This is a genomic window from Mesorhizobium sp. M1295 (assembly GCF_040318135.1).
Lineage (GTDB): Bacteria > Pseudomonadota > Alphaproteobacteria > Rhizobiales > Rhizobiaceae > Mesorhizobium.
Genome location: NZ_JAMYLU010000013.1, coordinates 43272 through 70110 on the forward strand (window position 1 = coordinate 43272; position 26839 = coordinate 70110).

The following is a 26839-nucleotide window of genomic DNA, read 5'->3' on the forward strand; positions in this document are numbered from 1 at the left end:
CTATCGCGAGGCTGGAAGGCCTCCGATCGACAGGTGCGGCGAACGGCGGCAACGAGGTGCGAATAGGATGGCTGAGCGTATGATCGAGAATACCGCAGCTGCGGTCTAGCGCGAAATGCAGCGTCTGTGACTCATCGGTCATTGCAGCGCGATGAACCGGAAAATCATGACCCTAAGCCGCCCTTCATCAGCCCACCAGCGCCCAGAAGAAGGCGAAGATCCGTCACAATGCCTACCTGTACCAAGGCTTCAAGCAGTTCACCGCGAATGTGAAGACCGCCAGCCATTGCTTCTTCATTTTCGGCCATTCGCTCGCTACGAATGACGACCACATCCTTAACCGCATAGCGCGTGGCAAGTTTCGCAAGCTCTGTGTTGGCATCTATGGTGAACCAGCATCCGCGGATAACCAGCGGATCATGAACCACGCGAACGAGCTAGCGGTGCAGCGCAACGAAAAATCGCCGCTTGATGTCGTCTTTTATGATGCTGCTACAGTTCATGTCTGGGGTCTAGGCTTAGAAGCGGAATGACTGCCAACCAGGTCATCGAGCCGGAAACTGACCGGCCGGTCGGCCCAAAAATGACATTCAGTTGCCTCCAGCCTTTCGACACGAGCCACTTCACGATCTCGCGATTGCCAGCTAGCGGCTTGTTGCTCGAGCTGCGCGATCCTAGTCTGTGGTCGCTATGCCTCAGCAAGAAGAGTCCGGTTCCTAGCCGGGCGGAGGCGCAACGAGATAGCCAGCTCAGGACAAGGAGAGCAAGCCATGGTCGCTTTTACCCTCAATGGCGAGGCGCGAACACTCGACGTCGATCCAGAGATGCCGCTGCTCTGGGCGATCCGTGACGGCATCGGACTCACAGGAACGAAATTCGGTTGCGGCCTTGCCCAGTGCGGCGCTTGCACGGTTCACGTTAACGGCATGCCGACGCGCTCGTGCCAGACCGCAGTCGGCGACATCGAAGGAGCCTCGATCACCACCATTGAGGGCGTGTCGGGCAAGATCGGCGAAACGGTCCAGGCCGTGTGGGCCGAGTTCGACGTACCTCAATGCGGCTATTGCCAGTCTGGCCAGATCATGTCGGCCGTGGCCCTCCTGACAGAGACGCCGAAGCCGACGGACGATGATATTGATTCGGCGATGAGCGGCAATCTCTGCCGCTGCGCCACCTATCATCGCATCCGCGCGGCCATCCACGAGACCGCCAACCGGCTGGAGACTTGAGGCATGTTGCAGTTTCTCCCGAAGCAAAATGCCGTGGGGCCCACGCGCCGCCAGTTCCTCCTCGGCACGGCCGTCACCACCGCGGGCCTCGCCGTGGGCTACCGGCTAATGATGGCCGCGCCCGCCAACGCACAAACGACGCCTGCAACGGTCCAGGCGAACCCCTTCCAGACCTATGTCGAGATCACACCGGAGAACCGAATCGTCATCCACTCGTCGCAGTTCGAGATGGGACAAGGCTCCTATTTCGGCATCGCCACCTTGGTTATGGAAGAGCTCGACGGCGCCTGGGCGCAGGTCCACGTGGTCGGCGGATATGGCAATACCGCGCTCTACGGCAATCTCGCCTGGGGCGGGGCCGCGCAGGGAACCGGTGGCTCCACGTCGATGAGCTCGTCGTGGGAGCGCTACCGCAAGGCGGGTGCTGCCGCACGGGCCATGCTGGTTGCGGCCGCGGCGCAGCGGTGGGACGTGCCAGCCGGCGAGATCACAGTCGCTTCCGGGGTCGTGTCGCACGCCTCAGGGATGCAGGCGCGCTTCGGTGACCTGGCTGAAGCCGCAGCGGGAATGCCGGTTCCCGACGACGTGCCGCTAAAGCCGCGCGACAAGTGGGCCCAGATCGGATCGGACAGCCTCAAGCGCTACGATTCCGCCGGCAAGACCAATGGCGCGCAGACCTACACGATCGACCTCAAGATGGATAGACTCAATACGGCCGTTATGATCCATCCGCCGAAGTTCGGCGCTGAGATCGAGAGCTTCGACGCCTCCAAGGCCAAGGCACTCGACGGCATTGTCGATGTCGTCCAGACGCCGCGCGGCATTGCCGTGGTCGGCAGGGACATGTGGACGGCGCTCAAGGGCCGCGATCTCGTGGAGGTGACCTGGAACGAAGAGAAGGCCGAAAGGCGCGGCACGGCCGAGATCATGGCCGAATACACTAAGGCAGCAGACGATCCGGGCGCGGCCACCGCGCGCGACGACGGTAGCACTCCCGCAGCGTTGGCCAGTGCTGAGAAAGTCATCCAAGGGCACTACGAATTCCCCTATCTTGTCCATGCTTCGATCGAGCCACTCAACGCGGCCGCCCGAATCAACGAAGACGGCACCATCGACGTCTGGGGCGGACACCAGATGCCCGACCTTTATCAGGCGGCTGCCGCTCAAGTAGGCGGCACCACGCCGGACAAGGTGAGGCTGCACGTGATGAAGACCGGCGGCAGCTTCGGCCGCCGAGCGGTCTCGGACGCAGATCTCATTATCGAAGCTGTTTCCACAGCGCGTGCACTGGGACCCGGCAAGCCAGTGAAGGTGCAGTGGACCCGCGAGAACGACATGCGGGGTGGGCGGTACCGGCCGGCCTATGTGCACGCAGTCAAGGCGGGGCTCGACAAGGAAGGCAATGTCGTCGCTCTCCATGACCACATCGTAGGCCAATCGATCGCGGGCGACTCGCCCTTTGCGGCGATGATCGAGAACGGCATCGATCCGACCTCCGTGGAGGGCGCCACCAACCTGCCCTATGCGATCCCGAACCTGAAGGTCGAGCTGACCACCACGGGCGTGAAAATCCCAGTGCTGTGGTGGCGTTCGGTAGGCTCCACCCACACCGCTTACGCAATGGAAACCCTGATCGATGAGCTCGCCGCCGCTGCGAACCGTGATCCGGTCGACTTCCGCTTGTCGATGCTCGGTCACCATCCACGGCATGCCGGCGTGCTGAAATTGGCTGCTGAGAAGGCAGGCTGGGACAAGCCTCTGCCGGAAGGCCGTTTCCGCGGCGTGGCCCTGCATGAAAGCCTCTCGACCTATGTCGCCGAGGTGGTGGAGATCACCTTCAACGATGGAAATGATTTCAAAGTCGACCGCGTCGTCTGCGCGGTAGATTGCGGCACCGCGATAAATCCTGACCAGATCCGCGCTCAGATGGAGGGCGGTATCGGCTTCGGGCTAGGCGCGATCCTCCAGGAGGAGCTGACCTTGACGGGCGGTGTGATAGACCAAGAGAACTACGACACCTATACGCCGCTCAGGATCGAGCAGATGCCGCGCGTCGAGGTGCACATTGTGCCGTCCGACGAGCCGCCCACGGGCGTTGGCGAGCCGGGTGTGCCGCCGATCGGCCCGGCCGTCGCCAACGCGCTACGGGCGGCGACGGGCAAGACGATCCGCAAGCTGCCGATCATAAAGAACTTGTCAGCATAGCCGGGGATGACACCATGAAAACGGCCGCGATGAAGATCGCGGTCGTAGGTCGTTTTTGAATTGGCTGCGACTATCCCGCTTTAACTCGACGCCAGCCCACCATACGTTGGTCGACTCGCAGTCGGTCACGGTCGCCGCAATCTGACGCCCGGATGATTGCCGTTCGTGAATTCCACACCCTCTGCCTCAAGAACAGCACGGATTTCATCCTGGGTTTCAGCGGACACGACGGCAGCGCGCTCACTGTCGCTCTCGCAGCGTTTTATCGTTGGAATAGAGACGCTAGCCCGGCGGGCAAGCTCCGCTTGTGAGAGACCGATCAACGCTCGGGCCGCCCGCATCTGTGCTGCTGTCACCAATTTCTATTGATCCCTTTAGATCATTTCGACTATGATCCAAAGGTATCAGTGACACCCCTGGGCCATTCGTTGGTCCGGGTACGGCTAGGACGCGGTGTTGGCGCACCGTGCCTAGCCTGACCACGCCTAAGCTACTGGGAGCTCGGATCATGGCTTCTCTATTCGGCGGCTTGGGGTCAAGCGCTTTTGTCATTTTCTGCCTTACCAGCTTCTGACATCATTCGCGGGTGACTTGAACACGCCAGGAGCCGGACGAGAGTTTTGTATAGGTGGCCATTTTTTCGTGTGCGATCCGTGTGCACTGAGAGATCGAAACGTGGCGAAAAGGGTCGTATTCTGGCGTAAATTCGTGTGCACTCGGCAGGTTCTAACGATTTGATGTTAAAGAAAAAATGCTGAAAAATCAAGATCATAGACAGGCTATTGCACCCATGATGGATGGGGCAGATAGATAGATGAATGAATCAATGATTATTGAGCTTATGTGTGCAAAAATCGCACACGAAAGTTCCGCTTCTCTTCCTTTTTCGTTCACACGAAGGACCAGCCGACAGTCGCCTTGCGGCGCTCTTTTGCCCACTTCGTTGACATCATCCACGCGAATGCTCGCTAAGATACCCGATCGCCGCAACGAGCTTTATCTGCACATCTATTTCGATCCACCCGGAATCGACCAAGTTCTTGGAACTTGTCGAATTTCGTGCCTAGCACCTGCCGGCAAATTGGGTATGCTTATGACAGAGGTCGAGCGTCTGGGTGCGCTATTGGCCAAGTTTGATTGTTTGCCCGTACTTTGAAGCTGAATGTCCTTCGCAGCTCACTCGTAGTAGGATCAAACTAGGCGTCGCTTGCGCGACTGTCGAACCGTTTATCGAGGATAGGGCGCACGCGGAATCCAAATGGTTCACAGCCCGAGTTTTGATCTATAGAGATAACCCAATACTATGGGGCCAATTATGAGTACAAAGTAAAGCCAATATTCTGCGATGATTAGAGCCACGTAGCGAATAAAGCTGAAGGTCAGTGAAACTCTGCTCAATTGTAGATCTTTGTGAAACATCAATTCAAATCTAATGTAATCAACATCGTTATGATTTAGCTGATGTGTCTTTAGAATATCACTGTATGTTATACTAAATTCAGGTCTACGACTGTTTGCTTCCTCCAAAGTCAGTGCTTGAAATTGGTTGTATATTTCAGAAATCTCAAGCGCACACTTCTGCATCATATCTGCCTCGCCGCTGTAATTCTTGGCACTCTCCAGCAGAGTGATAATAATTAGGAAAATGGATATAATGAGGGACAGGACCGACAGAAATTTCGGTCCGCCCGGTGGGAGGCTTGCCTCATAGAGCAGAGGTATGAGCGCCACGATTACCAGGTAAAAGGCGAGGAAAGACGTTGCTGTGGTGGACAGCGATTGTTTCGCTTTGAGTCGTGTGTGCGCGTTAAAGCGGGCACTTTTTGTTTTCCACATCTTTCCCAGTAGCGGATCGGTGGTTCTGCCGGGATGTGGTTGCATGATCATTTAAACTCGCGAATTAATGGATGATTCTAGATAGTGGATAACCATGCCCCGACGCAATGAGAGAATTCGATTAGAAGATACCTTCTCGCTTTCAGAAGACTATTTACAACGTCCCCAGGTCGAAGAGCTTCGCCCTGGATTGATCACGGCCGTCGTCAAGGAGACTGGCGAAGATCGAACGCTTAAGATCTGGTGGAAAGCTGGAGATCAGGCAGACGGGGAATTTAGAGAGCTCTGGAACCATGAAAGGCTTCAGGTTGATCGGGTAATGAACTACCCTGACGCCGACGAAGTCATGGTCGAAGTCATCGAGATGATCGAGACCTCAGATTCATTTTGCGTGGTATATGAGGCTGCAGCCACCCCGTTGGCGGCACGTCTGCGCACCCTAAGCTCTCGCCACTGGCTGAAGGGGCTGGACATCGTTTCCAATCGAGCAATCCTTTGGAACAACCTTTCCCGACTGGCAAAGGCCATAGGGCTATTGCACGCCCAGGGACTGGTTCACGGAAGGCTTGATTGGCATGCAGTGTTCACGAACGGTAGCAATTCTGCGGACTTCAAACTTGGAGGCTTCGAGTGGTGCGTTGGCATGGGGGAGGCCAAACCACTTGATCCGATGTTGGCGAAAGCGCGCGCGCGGATCGACCGGCTGATTTATTCCTATGGTGACGATTGGAAAGCTCTAGGCGCGCTCTTTGCTGATATATTGGGTGTGGACGTGACTCGGCTTCGATCGGATGACCCTTTTCAACGGGGCCGACCCATAATTGATCTGAGTGAAGGCGAGATCGATTTTCTGCGTCGACTAACCGATCCCCATAGAGAAGACGCAGCGGATGCTCGTTGGGTCATGCGTTCGGTCGACGCGTTACTACGCGAGCTCGTCCGGTTTGGGACCACGAAAGCGGCCCGCTTCATTCTACTTGCCCGTCCTAACCGGAAAATGGCCGAAGCTATCGATCAGGCTACTGATGGCGGCATCCCCATCGATGATTTCGACGGTCAAATAGCATACATAGAGGGCGATATTGCGAGCGGCGCCAAGATTGTGGTTTCCAACCAAAATGATCTGGAGACGCTCGATACATTAACAATCATTACAGAGGCACTCTCGTACCGCGTTCGACAGTTCACGGATGAAGGTCCACCCACATGGCAAATCGCAACTGTGGTTTCGATTGTTCCGAGGGATCGAGCGCGACTGCCGGGCGATCGAGAGGTTCATCGCCTTAGCCACGAGGTTTTAGTTGCTCGCAACAAGCACGACGCGCTGGCATTGCTCGGCCGCTTGAGAAGTATGGCGATTGACTGGACCATTCCAATAGTCCCTCCAAAAGTCGACGACATCAATCGTGAGAGCGTGCCGTTGCAGCGAGCAGTACTGCTTGTTCAAGTCGTCGAGGCGTTAGTCAAATCGTTGGACATCCTGCCTGTCAGCGTCGCGTCAGCGAAGACGGATGGAGGGAGAAATGTTGTTCGCCTTGCCCCTCGTTTGGGTACAGCTCGCGACAATCTCGCGGCCGAAATCGAAGAGCGGAACACCGCCGAGGTTATGGATCGGTTATTCGAAAAGGAAGATCTTGGAACTGACGTCGATTGGAGGCTCAGTGTATCCGGAACACTATCCTCAAAGAATGCAACTGAGATAAGGGCGCGTTTTCTTGGCGTAGTGGAAGGCCCCAACGGCTCTCCGCTCTATGAGTTTGAAGTCCTAGATCTCATCCGTGACGAAAAGAACTTGTTTCTGAAGCGCAGTGGTGAAGCGGGGACAGAAGCTTTGATCCGGCGCCGTTTGCGAACGACCAAGGCGCTTGGCGAGCAGCGGGATTTGGCATCACTGTTTGTCGACTTGAGAAGGCGGATAAGAAGCTCACAGGACGTTTTGGTAGAGGATAGTGAATATCGCGACCTAGATGGCCCAAAGCGGGAAGCATTGGAACAGATCTGGAAAACTTTGCCCAACCATCTTGTCGTGGGACCCCCAGGTGTCGGAAAAACGCGACTCAGCGCCGAGGTAGTTAGGCGACGCCTTGAAGGTGACCCAGCCGCCCGTATTCTCCTCAGTGCTCAAAGCCATCAAGCACTCGATCATCTTCTGTCAACAGTCCGAAAGAAGGTTGTCGCTGCGCTGCCGGAAACGATCATAGTTCGGTCTAGGGGAGGAGATGATTCAGTCTCGACGGATGAGGATCTTCGAAAGACCGCGGCTAGTTATCTTGATCGGGTTCTGAGTTCAGCTTTGATAAGTGAGGCTCCAGGCCCCTTGCAACTGGGGATCTCATCGCTCAAAGAGGCTGTGCTGCACGCCACATTTGATGATGAAGGTAAGATCACCCGGCCGCTTAACCGCCGTGAGGAAATTGGCTTACGTGCATTAGACGCATTAGTTTTAGAATCGGCAAACGTTGTTTTTTCAACAAGTAATTCTTTCGATGTTGAGCGTTTATGTGAAGATGGTGCACAGTTTGACTGGGTGCTAATAGAAGAAGCGGCTAAAGCGACAGGCCCAGAATTGATAGCTCCATTATCGCTGTCAGGGCGCCGGCTGCTGATCGGTGATCATCATCAGCTCCCTCCCTTCGATGCGGAGCGGTTGACTTCGATTCTCTCAAATAACACCGCAGTCCGTAATGCATTACAGCAAGTCGAACATGTACTTGGAGCGACGTTCTTTGAGAGCGGTTTGGACGAGCTAAGATCTGCCGTCCGAGACGAAGCGGTGTTAGAAACGACGACACAGCTCGCACTTCGTATGCTCGAACCCTTTCGGTCCCTCGTTGAGGAAGAGGAGCGTAAGCGCGCAGTGGCTGGAGGGCAGAGACGCACGGTATCAAGCGAATTGTGGTGCCAACATAGAATGGATCCGGCGATCGCCGAGTTGGTCTCACGTTGCTTTTACAAAAACCGGCTTTACACTGGTGATGACAGGATTGAGAGCGCCAAGTTACCATTGCCTTTTACCTTCGATAGTAAAATTCCAAGCTCGCCGATCGTCTTCATCGACATGCCATTTGCCAGCCGATCGGGTCGAGCTGAGCCGGTTGAGAAGGGGCGGCCACGTTGGCATAATCCGTCTGAGCGCCGGATTGTCTTAGAGATACTTCGTCGCCTGCAGGTCGCGGATCTAAAACCCGCCCCTGCCGACCTGAACACTCTGGCTGTGTTATCCCCCTATAGAGCTCAGGTTGAACGCATGGCGAGAGACCTGGACATATTGCGAGATACCGGTGCGAGTTCTCTCGCGCAGTTCTCAGGTTTCACCCACGATAGCCGCATGCATGGAACGGTCGATTCTTCTCAGGGCAGCGAGGCAGACTTGGTGATCGTTTCTTTAGTACGAAACAATCACCGCATTGGCGTTGCCTCGCTCGGCTTTCTAAGAGATCCGCGGCGGATGAACGTGCTTCTAAGCCGGGCGAAAATGCAGCTAATCGTGGTCGGGTCTCTGGAGTTCTTGAAAGAAAGCACGCGGCACGCCTCTGCCGTCGAACAGGATGACCTCGCGTTCATACGTTTGTTCCTCGACACGCTAGAGCACCTTACTACTCAGAAAGCATGCCGAGGTGGGCCCGCGGCGGTTGTCACTAGCGCGGCTGATGCTCTTGAAGGAGTGACATTTTGATCACGAGCAAAAGCCGCCCACTGGCGATTGCCGCAATCCCCATTCTTCGTGTTTCGGCCCGGGTTGTTCTTGAGAAGGGACGGGGCTGGAGTGCCATTGATGAGCTTGTCTTATGGGCATTTTCAATTAACGCACGTTCAGCAACACAGATGGCCAGTGAGTTGAACCTCCCGAGGCGCGTTATCCTAGAAATCATCTACAGGATGATGCGCTTCCGGCTGATCGAAGCGGTGTTGCTGCATGGCGTTCCGGCATTTCAGGCCACCGCATATGGCTCGGCAATTGTCCTTCATGGTGAGGAAATCCCCACACTTCAGCGAAGATTTTCTCGCAAGATTGCCTTCGTGGTCGACAAGATAACGGGAACGGTCTTTCCTAAAAGGGACGTTCGGGTCGAAAATGCGGGGGCGCTGACGGCCTTCAAAGAGAGTGGGGCTGCTGTCCATGAGATCGAAGTACGTGGACAAAAGGTTCAAACGAGTCCGTCTCAAAATGTCGCAAGGTTTCAGGAAATCCTTAATCCTGATGAGACTTTAATTTATTTTGATGGCGATACTCTAATCGAGCGAGATGACGAATACGTCATCGTGACTGCTGACGGTCATGATCTAAGGGGTCTGCCAGCAAAAGCACCTGCACAGCTAAAATCCCAAGTTGTTTATGCCCTTTCGCTTCCCATATCGGGAAAGAAGGTCGTGATGAACTCTCTCATTACGAAAGACGACGAACCGATCGTGCCATTGATGGCCCGAATTGATTTTGATCCGCGCACAGACCTGATCGTGGGTGGTCAAGAGCACATGGGTGCATTCCATGCCATTCTTGGGACCGCCAGCCGTCGAATCTACCTCCACTCGTCGTTCTTGAAAAAGGACAGCTTCGACAATGTCGTAGACCTTTTGCGTGGCGCTGTAAGGAGGGGCGCGCGCATAGATATTTTTTGGGGAGCCGGAAGCCCGAACGAGCCAAAAGAAAAGACTCTTTTGGAAGCGACTGCGATCTCAAAAGCGATCTCGGGGGATGACTCTCTCAGAGGAAGTGTCACTATTCATCTGCGCTCCACCGGGTCGCATGCCAAACTGATTGTTGCGGACGATGGGGTTGGCGGCTGGATCGGAGCAATAGGATCTTGCAGCTGGCTCTTTAGCAAGTTTGATCGCCTTGAAGTCACGGCAATATTGCGATCGCCGGGTATCGTAGCGCAGCTGGTCAGCAGCTTCTGCAAACTTATAGCGCAACCCGGTTTTCGGCCCGAAGTCGGTAGTGAACTTTACCTTTTGGGGAATGCTCTCAGGCTTCAGCCTCAACAGGGAAAAATGACCGCGGGAGTAGTATCGGGCCAGATGCATGAAGCTCTCTTGCGCCACGCGAGCGGAACCGCCGAAAAACGCTTCGTGATTGCCAGTGATCGGCTAGGAAATGCCGCATTTGCCAATGCAATAATTCCTGCTGAACACTTCCATTCGAGGACGGGTTTAACCCCCGTAGTCGTATACAGTCAGAACTCCGGTGCCATCGCCGAGGCCGGTGCCGCTATGCTCGTCGCAATGGAGGCACTCGCAAGAGGCGTTCAGGTCGTGTCCCCGTCAGAGGGTTTCCACGCGAAGTTCCTCCTATGGGGCGAGGATGACGTGGTGATCACGAGTCTCAACATGGGCTCTGCAACAATCAGTCCAGACCTTCCGATGGGGGAATTTGGCGTTCATCTGTCAGGTTCGCAGATCGCAAGCCACCTTTTCGATCGGCTCCGAGGGTGCTGGGACTTTCTTTAGGGAGTTGTTGCCGGTAAGCGCCCGATCAGGCGAAGCTGGTCGGGTTGCACAGCCTGATCGGGCGCGACTGATTGGCTTTCGGACTTCAGCTTTGAGAGCGACTCTTGAAGCGCCAGATTCGTTGCCATTCTCGGCGATCTCGCAGTGATGGGTGAGGCGGTCGAGCAGCGCGGTTGTCATCTTAGCGTCGCCGAAGACGCTCGGCCATTCCCCGAAGGCGAGATTGGTGGTGATGATGACGCTGGTGCGTTCATAAAGCGGATTGTTATGGGAGAACGACCCTTGTTGGACCTACTAGGTCACCAAGACCTTCCTGATCACCACGGTTTTTCTGTTCGGCACCCCCTTTCTCGGCCTTGGTATTATTCCGGCCCTGATCCTGACTGCGGTCCACACGCTCATCCTAGAAATCTATTATCAATGGCTGGCGCAGCTCGGGGAGGCGAATCTCCTGCAAGATCGCGCACTTCACCTCGGCGTGCTTAAGATTCAGCATCACGGGTCTGAGAACAATATGAGCCCCCTGTCACGGCAGATCACTACCTTTTCTGTGGCGACGGCCAGGGCAGCAATCCCGAGCCCGAGGTAATCGAGCAAATTTACGCCTCAAGGATGAGTAGAGATCGCGCGATTCGCGGAAGAGCGCCAGAGGCGGCCGGCCGTCGACCCTTCCACTTCTGGTTCAGCACGTCCACAGCAACCCCTTCGCACGGCACCGCTGCCGCCAGTTTCAAGGAGGTTACGTAGCGGCGACAACTGACGAAATGTCGAACTTGTTCGCTGCCAAGCCGTATGGAAATCGCTGGAGCGTCGCTTTGGCGTTCCCGCCGGTTCAGATCAGCCGCCGTAATGTGAACTTTTGGCGCTACCGCGACCTTTCTCAGGAAGGCTGCACACCGACGCGATCTTCCTTTCGCCTTGCGCAAACCTCCCTTCCGAGTGAGGCGTTCAGTGCGTCGGCTTGGTGGACTGAGGCACTTCTGAGTGGGACAACAACATCGAAAAACATTGGAAAAGATTTGAATACTCTGAAGTCCCACTGATCTGTAAGGAATTGATTTTTATGGCTTTCTGAGCACCCTCCGGGCCCACCATTGGCTTTTGTGGCCGTTGATTTAATTGGATTTTTTGGCCATTTTTGTCCCACCTCTTTCAACCCCCTCAGAAAGTGGGACAATTTTGTTCTCTTTTCGATCGATAACCAGCAGGTATTTCGCCGCTCTCGCTACCTTCCGGCGACGCGCTTTCTTGATGTAGTGGTCGGGCTGCTGGTACGTAGTCCACCCATATATCGCCTTCAGCTGCTCGTGCGTCGCGCCGTTCTCAGCGGCGATCGTCGCGCCGGCCTTGCGAATTCCATGAGCACTGCAGTGCGGCAGCTCAGCTTGATCACACCACTGGCGCATCTTGTTGCCCAGACCGTTCTCCGAGAACGGGCGACCATACTCATTGACCAGGAAGGTCATCTGGTCGGAGGGCGTGTGCTCAAGTTCCGCCTCTAGTTCGGGCAGAAGCGGGAGCTCCACCAACACCGCATCCTTGTTACGACTGGTCTTCCCAGGCTTAATTCTGATCCACTTCTCCCACTGCTCGGTCTCCTCGTTGTAGACGAGCGTGATGTGCTGTCGACCGAAGATCGCGACGTCGGACAACCGCAGGCCAGTAAACATGAAGATCGAGAGCGCACGTCTGGCTGCGGTACCCAGCGGATGCCGCTTCTCATATTGAACGATCTCCGACACGTCCCATGGGTGCCAGCCGTCGCCGCTCTTTAGCCGTCTGATGCCGCGGGCGGGATTGGAGTCGACGCCCGGAATCTCTGTGTCCTTTGCCCACTCAAACATCGCGCTGATGGCTTTTACGATATTGTTTGCCGCGCCAAGGGCGTCGAGCCTGGTGTCCCTGATCTCCTTAACATGAGACCGTTTCATACCGGCGAATGGCAGAGATCCCTTGGTGGGATACTGAGGATCCGGGTCACCTTCGAGGGGATGAGGTAATTCGCATACGCGCTCCAGAATTGCTCGTCGGCGCGCCATAGTGTCTTGGGTGATTTCCGTGCCGCCCCGACGGTAATACTCCTGGCAAAGCCACAGCAACGTGCCTTTCTTCGCTGGCTCGGAAGGCTTGGGGACGCGCCGGCAAATCTCGGGAAGAGTGCCGGGCCGAACATAAGTGACCTCGGCGCGCGCGCACCGCAGTTCCTCGAGGAACTCGTCGCTGCCGGTCGGTTCACGGAGCCGGACCTTCTTCCGACCCGGTGCGCGAAAATAGTACCGATCATTGCCGTGGCGATCAGTGTCCTTCACTACGCCCTTAAGATCGACCTTCACGGGCTCATCCGTCATGTTCGTGGTTTTCGATCCCAAGGATTGTCTAGTGGCGGCGAATCTTCGTCAAGCTTTGGTGCTCCTCCGATTTGGCGGTGAGGGAGCTTTCGAAACGCCAATACAAGTTCCTCGACGTCCCAAACAATGCGCCCCTTGCTCGGCATTCGTGGCTGCGGCATCCGGCCGTCCTGGACCATTTCATCAAAGGTCGTTGAGCTTACGCCGATGAACGTCGCAGCCTGCTCGCGATTGATTCCTACCGGCGGGAGCGAGGGCGGCAAGACGCTCGGGGTGCGTAGCATCGGTTTAGCGCGTTGAAAGCGCGTTTTTGACGCCTGCCTGTCTTCCTATGTACCTGTCCGAATATTGCAGACGCTCAATCATGTCCTGGCCCTGTGCTTGCAGGCTCACCCTAGGTCTCCAGACCTCAGGATCGCTCAAGACACCGGACTCTTTTCCAGCCTTTGTGTACGATGATGGGTATCTTAATGCGCTCGAGGCCAAGAACTGAATGGTCGGCGACTTGGAAGGGCAAAATGACCGTGGAACCACGAATCTGAGTCAGAGGCGCAATCCAACTGAGGAAAGTATGGCTGTGTTTTCAGACGGTTATGACTCTCATGCATGCGTAACAACCAACAAGAATACAAACAAAATATTTCTGTGGATTACTTTCATTCCTCATGGAATGCGCGACTGATTTGGTCCGACAGCGGCTTCACAAAATAAGAAAGCGCCGTACGCTCGCCCGTCTGGATCATCGCTTCGGCCGGCATGCCGGGCACGAGCGTCAGGTCCTTGAGCTTCGTCAGTTCCGCATGCGGAACCGACAGACGCACCAGGTAATACGAAACGCCGTTTTTTTCGTCCGTCGCCAGATCGGCTGCGATCCGGCTGACATATCCGTTCAATACCGGCGTGGTCCTCAGATTGAAGGCTGACATCCGCAGCACGGCCTTGTGACCAAGCTGGATTTGGTCGATGTCCTTCGGGGTGATTCGTGCTTCAAGCACAAGATCGTCGCCTTCCGGCACGATTAGCATAATCGGATCGGCGGGCGTGATCACTCCTCCGACCGTATGAACTGCGAGTTGTTGAATGGCGCCTGACTGCGGCGCGACAATATCGATCCGTCGCAGCTCCTGTTCAGCCGCCACCTTGCGCTCAACATACTCCCCAACCTGCGCCTGAACCTCTCTGAGCTCCTGGCCGACTTCCGTCTTGAAATCCGGATCGATCTGCAGGATCTGCAGGCGCGTTTCGGCTATGCGGGCTGCCGTCTGTGCCTGATGTGCAATCTTCTCACCGCGTTCGCCGCCGAAAGTGGCAACCTGCGTCTTCAGGCTGTTCAAGCGTTGGTCCGAGACAATGCCTTGGTCGCGCAGCCCACTCAGGGCAGCAATTTCCTTTTGGAGAATCTCGGTGCTTTTCTCACAAGCGATTTCCTGCGCCTTGAGCCCCTCGATCTCGTGCTCATATTGAGTGATGCGTTCCGCTAGCTGCGCCTGCCTTCCGTCGCGGGATTGTCTGCGGAATTCGAACAGCCGCGTCTCGCCATGTACTGCCGAAGCTACGTCCGGAACATCTCTGCGGGCGAGCAGCCAGTCCGGGAAGGCGATCTCCGCCAGATCGTCACGCTCAGCTTCGAGTCGTGCCAGGTTGGCGGCCAGCTCATCGAGCCGCTTGGTGACTACAGCGAGAGTGGCGCGCGTCTGGGTGGCGTCGAGCCGCATGAGGATGTCGCCGGCTTTTACTTTATCACCTTCGCTCACCAGGATTTCTCCCACCACCCCGCCGGTCGGGTGCTGCACCTTCTTCACATAGGAATCGACGACAAAGTGTCCGGACGCGACAACCGCACCGGAGAGATTCGTGAAGGCCGCCCAGGCTCCGGCTCCTCCAACAAAGATCACGCTCGCCAGAAGGCCCGCCACCAGGTGCCGGCGAATGGAGCTGGAAACGTCATTGTTCTGATGAATGCCGGCCACCGGGACCCTCCATGTCAGCGCGCTCTCCCACGTTATCCTGTGTAGACTCGATGGCCTTGACGCCAGCGCCTGGTGCCATCGCTGCCCTCTTCAAGACTTTGGAAAGCGCTTCATCACGCGCACCGAATGCTCGCTGCCGTCCACCTTCCATGACCAACACAAAATCCACGGCGCGGATGGCGCTCGGCCGATGGGCGACGACAACCGCAATGCCCTTGCGCCCGCGCACGGAGGCGATCGCCTTGACGACCGCAGCCTCGCCTTCCGCATCGAGATTGGCATTGGGTTCATCCAGCACAACAAGGAAAGGGTCTCGATAAAGAGCACGGGCAAGACCGATACGCTGGCGCTGCCCGGCGGAAAGTGCCGATCCGGCCTCACCAATCGGAGTTTCGTAGCCGTGCTCAAATCGGAGGATCAGTTCGTGCGTGCCCGCTGCTTTCGCCGCGGTGACAATAGCCTCAGGGTCAGGATTATCTTCAAAACGAGCGATGTTTTCGGCAATGGTGCCGTCGAACAGTTCAACACCTTGCGGCAGATAGCCGATATGACGGCCTAGCGCTTCCCGGTCCCATTGATCGAGGCTTGCGCTGTCGATGCGAACCTTTCCGGCGACCGGCGTCCATGCGCCGACGATGGCGCGCGAGAGTGTCGACTTGCCCGAACCCGATGCACCGATGATCCCGAGTGCGCTTCCCGCCTGAACGGCAAACGCAAGGCCGGTCACGGTCGGCTTCCTTTCGCCGGGCGGAACGATTGTCACGCCTTCGAGGCGGAGTTCGCGTTCAGGTGCAGGCATTGGCATAACAGGAGCGGTTTCAGGAACCTTTCCCAGGAGGTCCTCCAGCCGCGCCCAACCCTCGCGCGCCATGAGGAAGGGTTTCCAGCTTGAAATGGCCAGATCGACCGGAGCCAGCGCACGCCCCATCATGATCGAACTGGCAATCATGACCCCGGCCGTAGCCTCCTGCCTGATCACAAGGTACGCGCCGACGGCAAGAATGGCCGATTGCAGCAGCACGCGCAGCGACTTTGAAATGGCACCCAGCCCACCTGCCACGTCCCCGGCTTTCCGGCTGGCGGCCAGATACTTGGCATTGGCCTTGTGCCATCGGGCAGCGATCCGCTTTCCGAGACCGAGAGCTTGCACGACCTCGGCATTGCAACGCGCTGCTTGCAGTAGACCATTGCGTGCCATGTTGTGGGCAATGGTATCGCGTATCGGTCGTTGCGAGAGAGTGTTGGCAAGAAGTGTCAGAGATGTGAGACCGATCGCCCCGACAAGTGCCGTCATGCCGATCCAGAAATGAAAGAGGAAGCAAATGCCAAGATAAAGCAGCATCCATGGCAGATCGAAGAACGCTGTCGGGCCGTTTCCACCTAAGAATCCGCGAACATTGTCGAGATCGCGTAGCGGCTGCAAGCCGTCGCCCGGCATGCGCGTTGAAAGCGGAAGGCGAACGATCGCATCGTGAACGCGTCCGGAAAACTGTTCATCGAAACGCTCGCCAATCCGCAGCAGCACGCGCGCGCGCAAAATGTCGAGCAGGCACTGGAACGCATAAAGCCCTGTAGCAAGCACGACGAGCCCCACTAGCGTCGATACGCTGCCACTTGCCAGAACGCGGTCGTAGACCTGAAGCATGAACAGCGGCGAGATCAGCGCAAGCACGTTCACCACGCCGCTGATCAACAGAATTCCCCAAATAGCGGAAGTCAGAGGGAAAGGTCTCAAAGCTGAATCCTTCAAGGAATGGTTACTCACGTAGGTCTCCGTGAGGATCTGGCGACCCAGCTCCCCATATTGCTCCCCGAGCGGCGACCGACTGCATCCGCTCGCTGCTTCAGGATCAGTGCTCCCGCCGAATATGTTTGGTTTGGCATCTAATGGAGCGGGTCAACAACAACACCGTCCGGCTGAAGGTTTGGAAGGGCAACGTCATCGTGGCCGGCCGCAAGGGCCCGAACAGGCTTCCGCCTCCACGCCTTCAGGGAGATTTCGGTGTACGACCAGCGCGACGTGCAGGGCTTCGTCAAGCTGTACACGCTGCGACTGCTCCCGGGCGCCCCGGCCCATCGCACGTAGCGGAAACGGAAAGCGCCCGCCCCCGGGGGGCGGGGCGCTGTTCCGTATGGGTTTTCTGGATCAAACGAAGGTGAAGTCCGACGCGGTCAGGCCTAGGTCGGCCACGGTGACCACACCGCCCAGGTGGACGAATTCATGCGCGCTGTTGTCGGCGGTGACATAGGCCAGAGTTGCGACTCTGTCGGTGTAGCTGCTTTGGTAGACAATGATGTCGCCGGCGTGCTCGCCGGAGATCGCACTCGCGGCTTCAGAAGCAGAGTTGAAAGATTCGCCAGTGATTACCACGACGTGTTCGCCGTTCGCACCCGAGGCCGCACCACTGTAGAAGCTGCTCACCGGGTAGCCGGACTGTATGCTGGCGTTGTTGACGAAGTTCGCGCCAAAACCGTCATTGTAGAGGCCCACCGCATCGAAGGCGAACTTGTCCTCCGCCGGGTTGAAATCGGTGATAGTGGTAATGTCCGACTTCGACCCGACAACCCCAGGCACCGGATTGTGGAACTGGAACACGAACGTGTCACTGTCGGTGCCCCCGGTCAACGTGTCCTGGCCGTCACCCACGTAGAGGACATCCTGGCCGGGACCGCCGCTGAGCCTGTCATTGTCCTCACCGGAGACGCGCGGGTTGAAGCGGCCGTTGTCGCCGGAGAGATCGTCCCAGCCATCTCCGCCGAAGATGCGGTCGTTACCCTTGCCGCCGATGAGTCGGTCACTGTCCGGGCCACCCGAGATCTCGTCGTTGCCGCCACGACCGTCAATCCAGTCACCGCCCTGGAAACCCTCCATCCAATCGTCAAGCTCGGTGCCGATGAGTGTTTCGGCACCCGGGCCACCCTCGATAATCTTTGCCATCGAAAATACTCCTAATGATGCACCCTGCCTGACGCGTTCATATTGCTCATCGGATAATTAGAGAAATCGATTGCTTGGATAGACACACATTTACGAAATGGATGCATTCACGTTCACTTCGCCCTTCTGCTGAGCAGTTGCGGGCTCGCTGGCGGCGGGGACGCTGGTCGCCCAAGCAATCGATGAAGATTCGACACTCAAACCGGGACCAGGACGAACTTCGTAACGGGGCCGTCCTGGTTGGGCCCCAAACTTCTCTCTGTTTGCTCGACGCCGGCATACCCGCACCGTGAGCGCTGGACGAGGACAAGTTCCGCTGGCGGAGAACGGCGTGATCGGCTTGCCGCGCCGAAACTGATGGCGCTCGTCGAAGGCATGGACTGGACACGCGTTCGAGCCGAACGGCGACGGCGTCCGGCCGGAAGGCGGTGGCGAAGTGACTCAGGCGCAAAAGGCGGGCTTCAGGCCGTGCACAATAAGCTTCTGTCGGCGTCATGACGAGAAGCGCTTCGGCCCGTCCCCACGAAATCGATACGCTCAAGGCGATGTTCGTCGCCATGGCGGCGGAGAAGGCCGAACTGCAACAACTCCGGAGCGAAACACTCAAGGCCGAGATCGTCCGGATGGCGACACTCAACGAGCCTGCCCAGGAGCGAATCGCCGACCTTCATGGGATCGTCAAGCAGCTGGCGCGCGCCGCTTCGGTCGCAGCTCCGAGAAGCTCGAACGTGACCAGCAGGCCTTCGCCTTCGACGAAATCCAGACCGGGCTCGGCGCGATTGAGTCCGAGCTCGAGGCCGCAAGACCGACAGGCGAGCCGCGACGTGCTGCGCGACCGCGCAAGGCGTTCCCGGCGCATCTGGAGCGGGTCGAGATCGTCATCCAGCCCGAGCCATGGGGGAAGAAGCGCTCCCGCAGCCAATCGTCCAGTCCGTCAAACGCGGTCGGCCGCACAGGCTTACGAAACGGAACAGTCCCGCCCTCGCTTAGATACCGAGGCACCGTGTTGCGCGCGCACCCGAATTCTTTCGCCCGTCGGTTCATTCCCCAGCCAAGCTCATGCAGCCGCAGCATCGCTGCCACCTCTTCAGGCTGAAGGATCTGCTCTCCCTGCATCGTTCTCGACAATGCAGGAATCGCCCAATCCCAATCGCCATCCATGCCTCCTCTCATAACCGAGGGGGTCAGTTTCTCAATTCGGCCGACAACTGAGACGTCCGGTGCTCTTAGGCGGGGTAATCATACGAGATGCCTCCTGCAACATCATTTCCCGCATCCATAGGCTTGCCGGATCATTATTGTGAAGCGCAGGCCATTGGACGGCCTCCGTGAATGCGGCAGGAAGTGGCGGCGGAAGTTCGACAATCCGCAGGGGTGTTAATTTTGCGAAATGCTGCGCCAGCCGTAAGGGCATTGTCCCGATGCGGTTGGTGCCTGATAGAAGGGGCGGGATCATGCTAAAGCCCTGTACGACGACCTCGATACGTCTCTCGAAACCGTTCTCGAGCAAATACCATTCCTCGATGGAGGGCTGCCGGGTGTCCCCGAATTTAAGCACAACCTGCCCCATCGACAAGTATCGGTCGAATGTAAGTGGCTCTGACAGCTGCTTGTTCGTGCCGCAGCCTACGCATACGAGTATATCTTCGAACAGGGCTGCGCGAGGATGTTTCGACATGAACACTTCCGGCATAATCAGAAAATCAACGTCGCCGCGCCGGAGAAGCTCCTCGGGGTCGTCGGAAATAGGCAGACATTCGAAGCGGACGGCGGGAGCTTCCCGCGCAGCACGCTTTACGATCTTCTTAAAAAATACGAGTGTGAGGTAATCGGAAAGGATGATGCGGAAGCGACGATCCGATCGGGCCGGGTTAAAGGCGTCCCAGGAAATTATCGATAGCTGGATGTGCAGCAATGCTTCCCGGACTGCTGTGGCGAGCCCCTCCGCGCGCGGTGTCAAAATGAGTTCGCGGCCGTTCATCGTAAATAGCTCATCACTGAAATAGGCGCGTAACCGACCGACGGCGGCGCTCATGGCCGGCTGACTCAGGTTAATACTGCGGGCCGCGGCGGTGACTTTACGCTCCCTTATCAAAGCGTCCAGCACAACGAGGAGATTTAGATCGAGTCCCTTAAAACGCATCTATTGACCTATCCGACGCGTGGATGGGTATCGCCAAAGCAATCAATTTTACGAATGGTGAGTAGCGTCAACGCATCAGCCGACGACGAAATAGAGCAACCGACAGGAAGAACGGCAAAACCGTGTATATGCAAAGCGCGCCGATATGCAGGCCCATGCTGCCGGCCGGACGGCCAAGCATCGCCGGACGAATGAGGTCAATTGCGTGTGCGAGCGGCAACAAGGAGGCGACGTCCTGAAAAGCGCCGGGCAATTGGTTGACCGGAAACATTGCGCCGCAAAGGAACAGCATGGGTGTTATAACAAGCGTATTATAAAATATGAAATATTCATAACTGGGCGCAAGCGCCGTGACGACCATCGCTAGACTCGCGAAGGCGAGGCCACTGAGAGCGATGACTGGCAGCAAGCAGAGGATGGATGGCCACGATGCGTAGCCGAGCGTGGTGGCAACAATAGTGATTGCTGTGCCCGCCATCAGGGCCTTGGTGGCTGCCCACGCCAATTCGCCGAGTAAGATATCGCCGAGCGTCAGCTGAGTGCATAGCATTGCTTCCCAGGTGCGCTGGTGGTCCATGCGGCCGAAACTCCCGTAAACCGTTTCAGCGGTCGCCGATGCCATCGCGCTTGTGGCAACCATGCCAGCCGCGAGAAACGCAATGTACGAAGTGCCATCAACAGGACCTATCATTGTTCCGATGCCAAAGCCGAGACCGAACAGATAGATCATCGGATCGGCGAGGTTGCCGAGAACCGATGCAAGCCCGATTTTCTTCCATCCAAGATAGTTGCGGCGCCAAACCGCGACCCAATTCCACGCATTGGCGGGCATGCCCGCCGCATAACGTTCGCCCATTGTTCAGTCCTCCATCTCGCGCCCGGTTAGCCGCAAAAACACATCCTCGAGATTGGGGGGACGCTGCAGAAGGCGTAGACCCGCGCGCCCGCGTAGCTGCACCAGCACCTGCTCCGGATCGGGTGCATAGCAAAAAAGCGTCTCACCGCTCACCTCGATGCGCTGTGCGTACGGCCGGATCAGCGCACCCAGTTCATGCGGATTGCCGCCGTAGACCTCGACCACGTCACAGCCGATCTGCTCGTCAATGAGTGCGGACGGGCGGCCTTCGGCGATCTTGCGCCCCTCCTCCATAACGCACAGCCGATCGCACAGCCGCTCGGCCTCTTCCATGAAATGGGTAGTCAAAAGAATAGTCTTGCCCCGCGCCAGCAGCGATCGCAGCCGTTCCCAGATCAGGTGGCGGGCCTGCGGATCGAGGCCGGTGGTCGGCTCGTCCATCACCAGCAAGTGCGGGTCATTGATCAGCGCACGCGCGAGCGTCAGGCGCCGCTTCATGCCGCCGGACAGTTCGGCGACGCGCGCATCCGCTTTGTTCTCGAGGCGGGCGAACTCAAGCAGCGACGGTATAACCGCTTCGATCTGGCGTCTGCTCATCCGGAAGTAGCGCCCGAACACCAACAGGTTCTCGCGTACAGTGAACGCGGTATCAAGATTGTCGAACTGCGGGACCACGCCGATGCGCATACGTGCCAAACGCGCGCGCGCCGGCACTGGAGCGCCGAGCACAGTAATCTTCCCCGCATCAGGCGATGTCATGCCGAGGACCATACGCGCAATCGTGCTTTTGCCCGCACCGTTCGGTCCCAAGAGCCCGAAGCATTCCCCCGCTGCAACGCGGAACGACAGTCTGTCGACAACGAGCTTGTCATAAGTTTTGCTTACGTCAGTAAGATCGATCGCTACCATGGACATGGGTTCATTTTACCGAGAGGGTCGCCAAGACTGGCGGTTGCTTGGTTGCCTGCCCGACCTGAAACTGTGACTCGTCTTCGCCATCCCAGCCGTCGATAACGAATTGATCGACATCACAAGGATTTAGCCCCTGTTCCGCCAAAGCGGCGACAATTGCGTCGAGATTATCGATGGTTTGGTAACGCGGATTGTTGTGCCGCTTTTCCTGCTCAACGCAGAAGACGAGCCGTCCATCCTCGACAAGGGCGATCGCCCCGTCATGGGTCAGCTTGATACCACAGATGCGCATAGTGTCTCCACGTTAACGGCGATAAATTCGATTCATCAGGAAGCGGAAAGCGGGTTCCGGAAACGGACGAGCAAGCAGTGTTCGTTAGCCGACTCGCCCCGACACTCAAGACGCTCTACCTCGATCAACGTTTCGTTCAGCATGGCGATGACCGGCTCAGCACCAGCGGCGTGACCCCAGCGACGGCGATTAGCATCCCTTGCCGATCCGAAGATCAGATGCCCGCCTGGCGCAAGCACCCGCACCAGGTTTTTGACGGCCGCGCGCATCTCGGCTATGTCTTCGAGGTAGTATAGGACCTCCGCCACAACGATCAGGTCAAACAACTGGTCGGTCGAAAACTGTTGAACATCGGAGACTATCCAGTTGATGCGCGACGGCTCCTTTATCCGTTGACGTGCTCGAGCAATCGCTTGCGCCACGACATCGATGACGGTGAGCCCTTGGCAGTAGGGAGCTAGTTTTTCCGTGAATGCGCCGGCAGCGCACCCGACTTCGAGGGCATTTGTAATGGAGCCTTGGGCAAGCGCCAGCTGGAGCATTTGCGTGTGGCGCTCCCGCTCGAACGGATTGCCGTCGAGGCGCCACGGATCGTCTGCGGCCAATTCCCGATCGAGCAACTGATGATTCATGTTCTGGGTCAAACTCGTCCACCTCTCGTCCACCTAGGTAATTAGCGATCACTCGTCGCCGCAGATGTTGCTCGACAGCGCTAATCCCGAAGAATCCGCGCAAGATTGAGCCTGCGAAGCGGAGCCGCATGCGGTGAGAATTCTGCCCTGCTTGATCCAGTGATCGGAGTTTGGGTGGGGGCCTGTTTTCCCCCAGTGTTCGATGTAGCGACAGCAGAGCTTCGCGACAGCCAATCGCTATTGCTCAATGTACACAGCGCGTAGGCCTTCAAGGGAAGTAAGAGAAAGATGTTGATGAACGTGTGCAGGGAAAAGCCCAGAAATCGAAACTGTCGAGCACGAAATGCTACCACGCTGCATCGGAGCATGGTCATGGACACAATCATCAGTCCTGTCCACCAAGGCACAGTGCCTGTCAGTGCGAAATGTGCGAGGCCCGTTAGTACCGATAGGGCGAGGAGTAGCGGCCCGAGATTCTGTCCGACCACGTCCAACGTGAGATAGCTATTGAGGCCGGGCAGCAAGCGCAGCCCAAGCAGCGTGTCCCGGAATGTGCTTCGTGCCCAACGGAGTTGTTGGCGCAGATACGGTCCGAGTCTGTTCGGAACGACTGTGGCCGCGATGGCGCCCGGAACGTACTCGGTTCGAAAGCCTGCTTTCAGCATGAGGATAGTGAGATGGCGATCCTCCCCGAAGTCGCTTGGCTTGCCCCGAAAAAATTGCGACTCGTACTGGTCCAGTAACAAAAGGAGCGCAGACCGGCGGTACATGGCACATGGGCCGCAACAGCACATAACGGCACCGAAGCGAGCCTGTGCCGCGCGCTCCTCGTTGCAAGCCAGCCAGTACTCCATGTCTATCAGCCTTGTCAGCCAGCTCTCGCTCCGGTTACTGGCAATCAACTGACCCATGACTGCGCCGACCGCTGGATCTCGCATCTTCGGTACAAGCTTGGTGATGACGTCGGACGCGAGTATCGTGTCTGAATCAACGTTAAGCACCAAATCCCCGGATGAGCGGCGTATCGCGGCGATCTGCGCCTTGCGCTTTCCAACATTCTCGGGAAGCAAAATGATGTCGAACCTAGGGTCGCGCGCGTAGGTTTCGTGGACAATTCCTACGGCTTCGCGATTTCCAGAACCGTCATCAACCACATAGACCCGAAGTCTTCCGGCGTATTCTTGGTCTGCAATGGACGCCAGGCACTCTGAAAGCGTGCGCGGATCCTCGTTGAAGCAGGGGACGATGACATCCACGCTGGGCAGTTGATCGGAGCCGACGAGATCCTCCAACGCCGATGAGTCGTTTGTCGGCAGAGCATAAATCCCCTGCATGCTCTTATAAGCAGTCGAGAGCAGTGCATAAAGCGAAATGGCCACAGTGCTGGTTGTACCAAGAAGAGTCATGTGATCTCGTTTGTTCAGTGATGTTGAGGAAGTGAGCGGATTACAAATCCGCGCTCATGAAGTGCTGGAATCAGCCGGGACAGCGCCGTGACCGTCTGGTCGCGCAGACCGGCGTGAGCGCCCTGGCTCAACTCGCCGGGAGGGCATCCGTCGTGCAAGAGTACGATTGCGCCCGGCCGGACAGAGGCGAGCACGGTATCGATAATCGCGTCGACCCCAGGGCGAGACCAATCTCGAGGGTCGACGGACCAATGGAGGGCCGTCAGCCCGGCGATCTGTGACGCTGTGAAGACTTCTTCGCTCCAGGCCCCGTAGGGCGCGCGAATATAGCGCACCGAGGCCTGAGGGCACGCCCTCATGATGGCGCCGTTCGCTTCAAAGATCTCACGTTGCACTTCGCCGAAGCCGCATTTGTACAGATCCGGATGAGTCATCGTGTGGTTGCCTAGCTCGTGCCCTTCTGCAAACATTCGTTGGATTAGATCCGGGTGCTCTAAGGCGTAGGCGCCGATGACGAAGAAAGTCGCCGGCACCCGCTGCTCTGCCAGCACATCCAGAATCTCCGGTGTGAAAAGTGGATTGGGACCGTCGTCAAACGTCAGATAAACGCTGCGACGGCCGGTGCCGTCAGAGCACTCACGGCGCACTTCGTACAAGCAATCGGGACGGCTCATAGCTCTGGTCCGTTCCGATCGATCATCGTGCCCGTGGGCCATTCGCTGATCGGCCGTCCAACTGGCAGAACAATGGTGAGTGCGTCATCGATGCGTGTGGGCGGCAGGTCGAGGCGCGCCTCTGGTCGGGTGGAGCGCACGCGAATTCCCGACAAAACGGCCAAAGGGCTGTATCGCCGCCCGAACCTCTCAACATGATTCCGCAGCGCGTCCCGGACCGTTCCGAAAGCGAATGGAACGCCAAGCTCCTGCAGTATTGGAAGCATGACATGGATTGAATGGGCGATTCCGAGACCATCAAGGTCCGGACGTACCCCGTACAGGCCCAGCTCAGCCACCAACAGGTCGACCGCGTCAACCTTGATGAAACGGCGCAGTACGCCCATGTGAGCCGCTACACCGCTTGAATCATAGGCGATTGCGCGGAGTTCAGGCCTGGCTCCGGCCCAGCTTCGACTACCCACGAACGGTTCTGCGTTGGACGCCCCAGTCGGCCCGTAGGTATCACGGAAGAACTGGGCGAGCTCGACGTGATCGGAGAGCTGCAACTCGTTTTCCCAGCACAATTTCCACTGCACCTGAGGGCGCATTCAGGACCTCTCTTCAAAATAGTTTCTTGCGGGCCGCATTACCCGGCCAAAGCGGCGGCGTTGTTGGCTGCACTCAACCGTTGTCGTTAGCGAAGGTGAGCCAGCCGGTGGGGCTCGCCAATGAGCTCTCTCGATGTTCCCGCCCGTGTCGGCGCCGTCGATTTGAGCTTGACGTCGGTCATTTACGTTCCTCTAATGCATGGTTCGTAAATTCGTAAAATTGATTGTTTAGATGATACCCATCCACACGCTGGATAGATCAGGACATGCGTTTTAAGGGGCTGGATCTAAATCTCCTCGTTGTGCTGGACGCTCTGATCAGGGAACGTAAAGTCACCGCGGCGGCCCGGAGTATTAACCTGAGCCAGCCGGCCATGAGCGCCGCCGTCGCTCGGTTACGCGCCTATTTCAGCGATGAGCTATTTGCGATGAACGGCCGCGAGCTCATTTTGACACCGCGCGCGGAGGGGCTCGCCCCAGCAGTCCGGGACGCATTGCTGCACATCCAGCTATCGATAATTTCCTGGGACGCCTTTAACCCAGCCCAATCGGATCGTCTCTTCCGAATCATGCTTTCCGATTACCTCACGCTCGTATTTTTTAAGAAGATCGTAGAGCGTGCTGCGCGGGAAGCTCCCGCCGTCCGCTTCGAATGTCTGCCTATTTGCGACGACCCTGAGGAGCTTCTCCGGCGCGGCGACGTTCATTTTCTGATTATGCCGGAAGTGTTCATGTCGAAACATCCTCGCGCAGCCCTGTTCGAAGATATGCTCGTATGCGTAGGCTGCGGCACGAACAAGCAGCTGTCAGAGCCACTTACATTCGAGCGATACTTGTCCATGGGGCATGTTGTGCTCAGATTCAGGCACACCCGGCAGCCCACCATGGAGGAATGGTATTTGCTCGAGCACGGTTTCGAGAGACGTATCGAGGTCGTCGTACAGGGCTTTAGCATGATCCCGCCCGTTGTATCAGGCACCAACCGCATCGGGACCATGCCCTTACGGCTGGCGCAGCATTTCGCAAAAACAACACCCCTGCGGATTGTCGGACTTCCGCCGCCACTTCCTCATCCCGCATTCACGGAGGCCGTCCAATGGCCTGCGCTTCACAATACTGATCCGGCAAGCCTGTGGATGCGGGAAATGATGTTGCAGGAGGCATCTCGCCTGGCGCCTTTGCTTGAAATTATTGAGCGTCTCGGGCACGCCGGATCCGACCTTGCCGTTGTTGGTACCGAATTGACTGCCGCCTCCGATTTCGCGTGCGAAGTCCCAGAAGAGATTTAGCCCCACTTAAACACCGGCTGTAAGAATAATGTCATTAATCAGCATGTTAGGCGCGCGCCGGCGCGTGTTAC

At 57.3% G+C, this 26839-nt stretch carries 18 protein-coding genes and 4 pseudogenes; 7 read left to right on the top strand and 15 right to left on the bottom strand.

The annotated features are described in order from the left end of the window. The first annotated feature begins 236 nt into the window (after window positions 1-236). From NKH29_RS18690 to NKH29_RS18700, 3 genes are all read left to right on the top strand, one after another. A complete protein-coding gene (locus NKH29_RS18690; RefSeq protein ID WP_245278578.1) occupies window positions 237-533 on the top strand; it encodes a DUF4917 family protein in 297 nt (98 codons plus the stop codon). Between the two features lie 237 nt (window positions 534-770). Then, window positions 771-1229: a (2Fe-2S)-binding protein gene (locus NKH29_RS18695; protein WP_352467057.1), complete on the top strand. Its 459-nt coding sequence runs from the start codon at window positions 771-773 to the stop codon at window positions 1227-1229. Window positions 1230-1232: 3 nt separating this feature from the next. Then, window positions 1233-3434, top strand: a complete 2202-nt coding sequence (locus NKH29_RS18700) for a xanthine dehydrogenase family protein molybdopterin-binding subunit (RefSeq protein ID WP_353000280.1) — start codon at window positions 1233-1235, stop codon at window positions 3432-3434. Window positions 3435-4697: 1263 nt separating this feature from the next. On the opposite strand, the gene NKH29_RS18710 is transcribed toward NKH29_RS18700, so the two are convergent. Next, window positions 4698-5321: an SLATT domain-containing protein gene (locus tag NKH29_RS18710; protein ID WP_353000282.1), complete on the bottom strand. Its 624-nt coding sequence runs from the start codon at window positions 5319-5321 to the stop codon at window positions 4698-4700. 43 nt (window positions 5322-5364) lie between these two features. Here NKH29_RS18710 and NKH29_RS18715 point away from each other — a divergent pair, with 43 nt between their 5' ends. Then, a complete protein-coding gene (locus NKH29_RS18715; RefSeq protein ID WP_353000284.1) occupies window positions 5365-8946 on the top strand; it encodes an AAA domain-containing protein in 3582 nt (1193 codons plus the stop codon). Further along, complete coding sequence (locus NKH29_RS18720; RefSeq protein ID WP_353000286.1) at window positions 8943-10718, top strand: phospholipase D-like domain-containing protein; 1776 nt, start codon at window positions 8943-8945, stop codon at window positions 10716-10718. The genes NKH29_RS18715 and NKH29_RS18720 overlap by 4 nt, the downstream gene beginning before the upstream one ends. 85 nt (window positions 10719-10803) lie before the next feature. Here NKH29_RS18720 and NKH29_RS18725 read toward each other — a convergent pair. The 5 genes and pseudogenes from NKH29_RS18725 to NKH29_RS18745 form a co-directional block, all read right to left on the bottom strand. Further along, a pseudogene (locus NKH29_RS18725) lies at window positions 10804-10976 on the bottom strand (ATP-binding protein); the annotation flags it as partial. An 857-nt stretch (window positions 10977-11833) separates the two neighbouring features. Beyond that, a complete protein-coding gene (locus tag NKH29_RS18730) occupies window positions 11834-13051 on the bottom strand; it encodes a tyrosine-type recombinase/integrase (RefSeq protein WP_353000288.1) in 1218 nt (405 codons plus the stop codon). Window positions 13052-13722: 671 nt separating this feature from the next. Continuing rightward, a complete protein-coding gene (locus NKH29_RS18735) occupies window positions 13723-15036 on the bottom strand; it encodes an HlyD family type I secretion periplasmic adaptor subunit (protein ID WP_353000290.1) in 1314 nt (437 codons plus the stop codon). Then, window positions 15011-16786: a type I secretion system permease/ATPase gene (locus NKH29_RS18740; RefSeq protein ID WP_353000416.1), complete on the bottom strand. Its 1776-nt coding sequence runs from the start codon at window positions 16784-16786 to the stop codon at window positions 15011-15013. Before NKH29_RS18740 ends, NKH29_RS18735 begins: the two co-directional genes overlap by 26 nt. A 396-nt stretch (window positions 16787-17182) precedes the next feature. Then, complete coding sequence (locus NKH29_RS18745) at window positions 17183-17974, bottom strand: calcium-binding protein (protein WP_352450736.1); 792 nt, start codon at window positions 17972-17974, stop codon at window positions 17183-17185. Between the two features lie 436 nt (window positions 17975-18410). Between NKH29_RS18745 and NKH29_RS18750 the strand changes: the two are divergent. After that, window positions 18411-18791, top strand: a pseudogene (locus NKH29_RS18750) (transposase domain-containing protein); the annotation flags it as partial. 77 nt (window positions 18792-18868) lie between these two features. Here the strand turns inward: NKH29_RS18750 and NKH29_RS18755 are convergent. The 9 genes and pseudogenes from NKH29_RS18755 to NKH29_RS18795 form a co-directional block, all read right to left on the bottom strand. Further along, window positions 18869-19135: pseudogene (locus NKH29_RS18755) on the bottom strand (hypothetical protein); the annotation flags it as partial. A gap of 31 nt (window positions 19136-19166) precedes the next feature. Continuing rightward, window positions 19167-20117: a LysR family transcriptional regulator gene (locus tag NKH29_RS18760; protein ID WP_353000292.1), complete on the bottom strand. Its 951-nt coding sequence runs from the start codon at window positions 20115-20117 to the stop codon at window positions 19167-19169. Between the two features lie 67 nt (window positions 20118-20184). Further along, the gene (locus NKH29_RS18765; RefSeq protein ID WP_352516374.1) at window positions 20185-20973 is read right to left on the bottom strand and encodes an ABC transporter permease; all 789 of its coding nucleotides are present in this window, start codon (window positions 20971-20973) and stop codon (window positions 20185-20187) included. Window positions 20974-20976: 3 nt separating this feature from the next. Then, entirely contained in the window at window positions 20977-21888 is a 912-nt protein-coding gene (gene nodI, locus NKH29_RS18770) for a nodulation factor ABC transporter ATP-binding protein NodI (protein ID WP_023719311.1), read from the bottom strand. A 55-nt stretch (window positions 21889-21943) separates the two neighbouring features. After that, window positions 21944-22177, bottom strand: a pseudogene (locus NKH29_RS18775) (carbamoyltransferase N-terminal domain-containing protein); the annotation flags it as partial. Between the two features lie 35 nt (window positions 22178-22212). Next, the gene (nodS, locus tag NKH29_RS18780; protein WP_352523407.1) at window positions 22213-22809 is read right to left on the bottom strand and encodes a nodulation methyltransferase NodS; all 597 of its coding nucleotides are present in this window, start codon (window positions 22807-22809) and stop codon (window positions 22213-22215) included. Window positions 22810-22889: 80 nt separating this feature from the next. Beyond that, window positions 22890-24215 carry a chitooligosaccharide synthase NodC gene (gene nodC / locus NKH29_RS18785; RefSeq protein ID WP_353000295.1) on the bottom strand — a complete coding sequence of 442 codons (1326 nt, stop codon included), beginning with the start codon at window positions 24213-24215 and terminating at the stop codon, window positions 22890-22892. Window positions 24216-24229: 14 nt separating this feature from the next. After that, a complete protein-coding gene (gene nodB / locus NKH29_RS18790) occupies window positions 24230-24889 on the bottom strand; it encodes a chitooligosaccharide deacetylase NodB (protein WP_352457035.1) in 660 nt (219 codons plus the stop codon). Then, window positions 24886-25479, bottom strand: coding sequence for a NodA family N-acyltransferase (locus NKH29_RS18795; protein WP_352516371.1), 594 nt, complete (start codon window positions 25477-25479; stop codon window positions 24886-24888). The genes nodB and NKH29_RS18795 overlap by 4 nt, the downstream gene beginning before the upstream one ends. A gap of 266 nt (window positions 25480-25745) precedes the next feature. On the opposite strand from NKH29_RS18795, the gene NKH29_RS18800 reads away from it, so the two are divergent. After that, window positions 25746-26768, top strand: coding sequence for a LysR family transcriptional regulator (locus NKH29_RS18800; RefSeq protein ID WP_353000297.1), 1023 nt, complete (start codon window positions 25746-25748; stop codon window positions 26766-26768). Window positions 26769-26839: the final 71 nt, after the last annotated feature.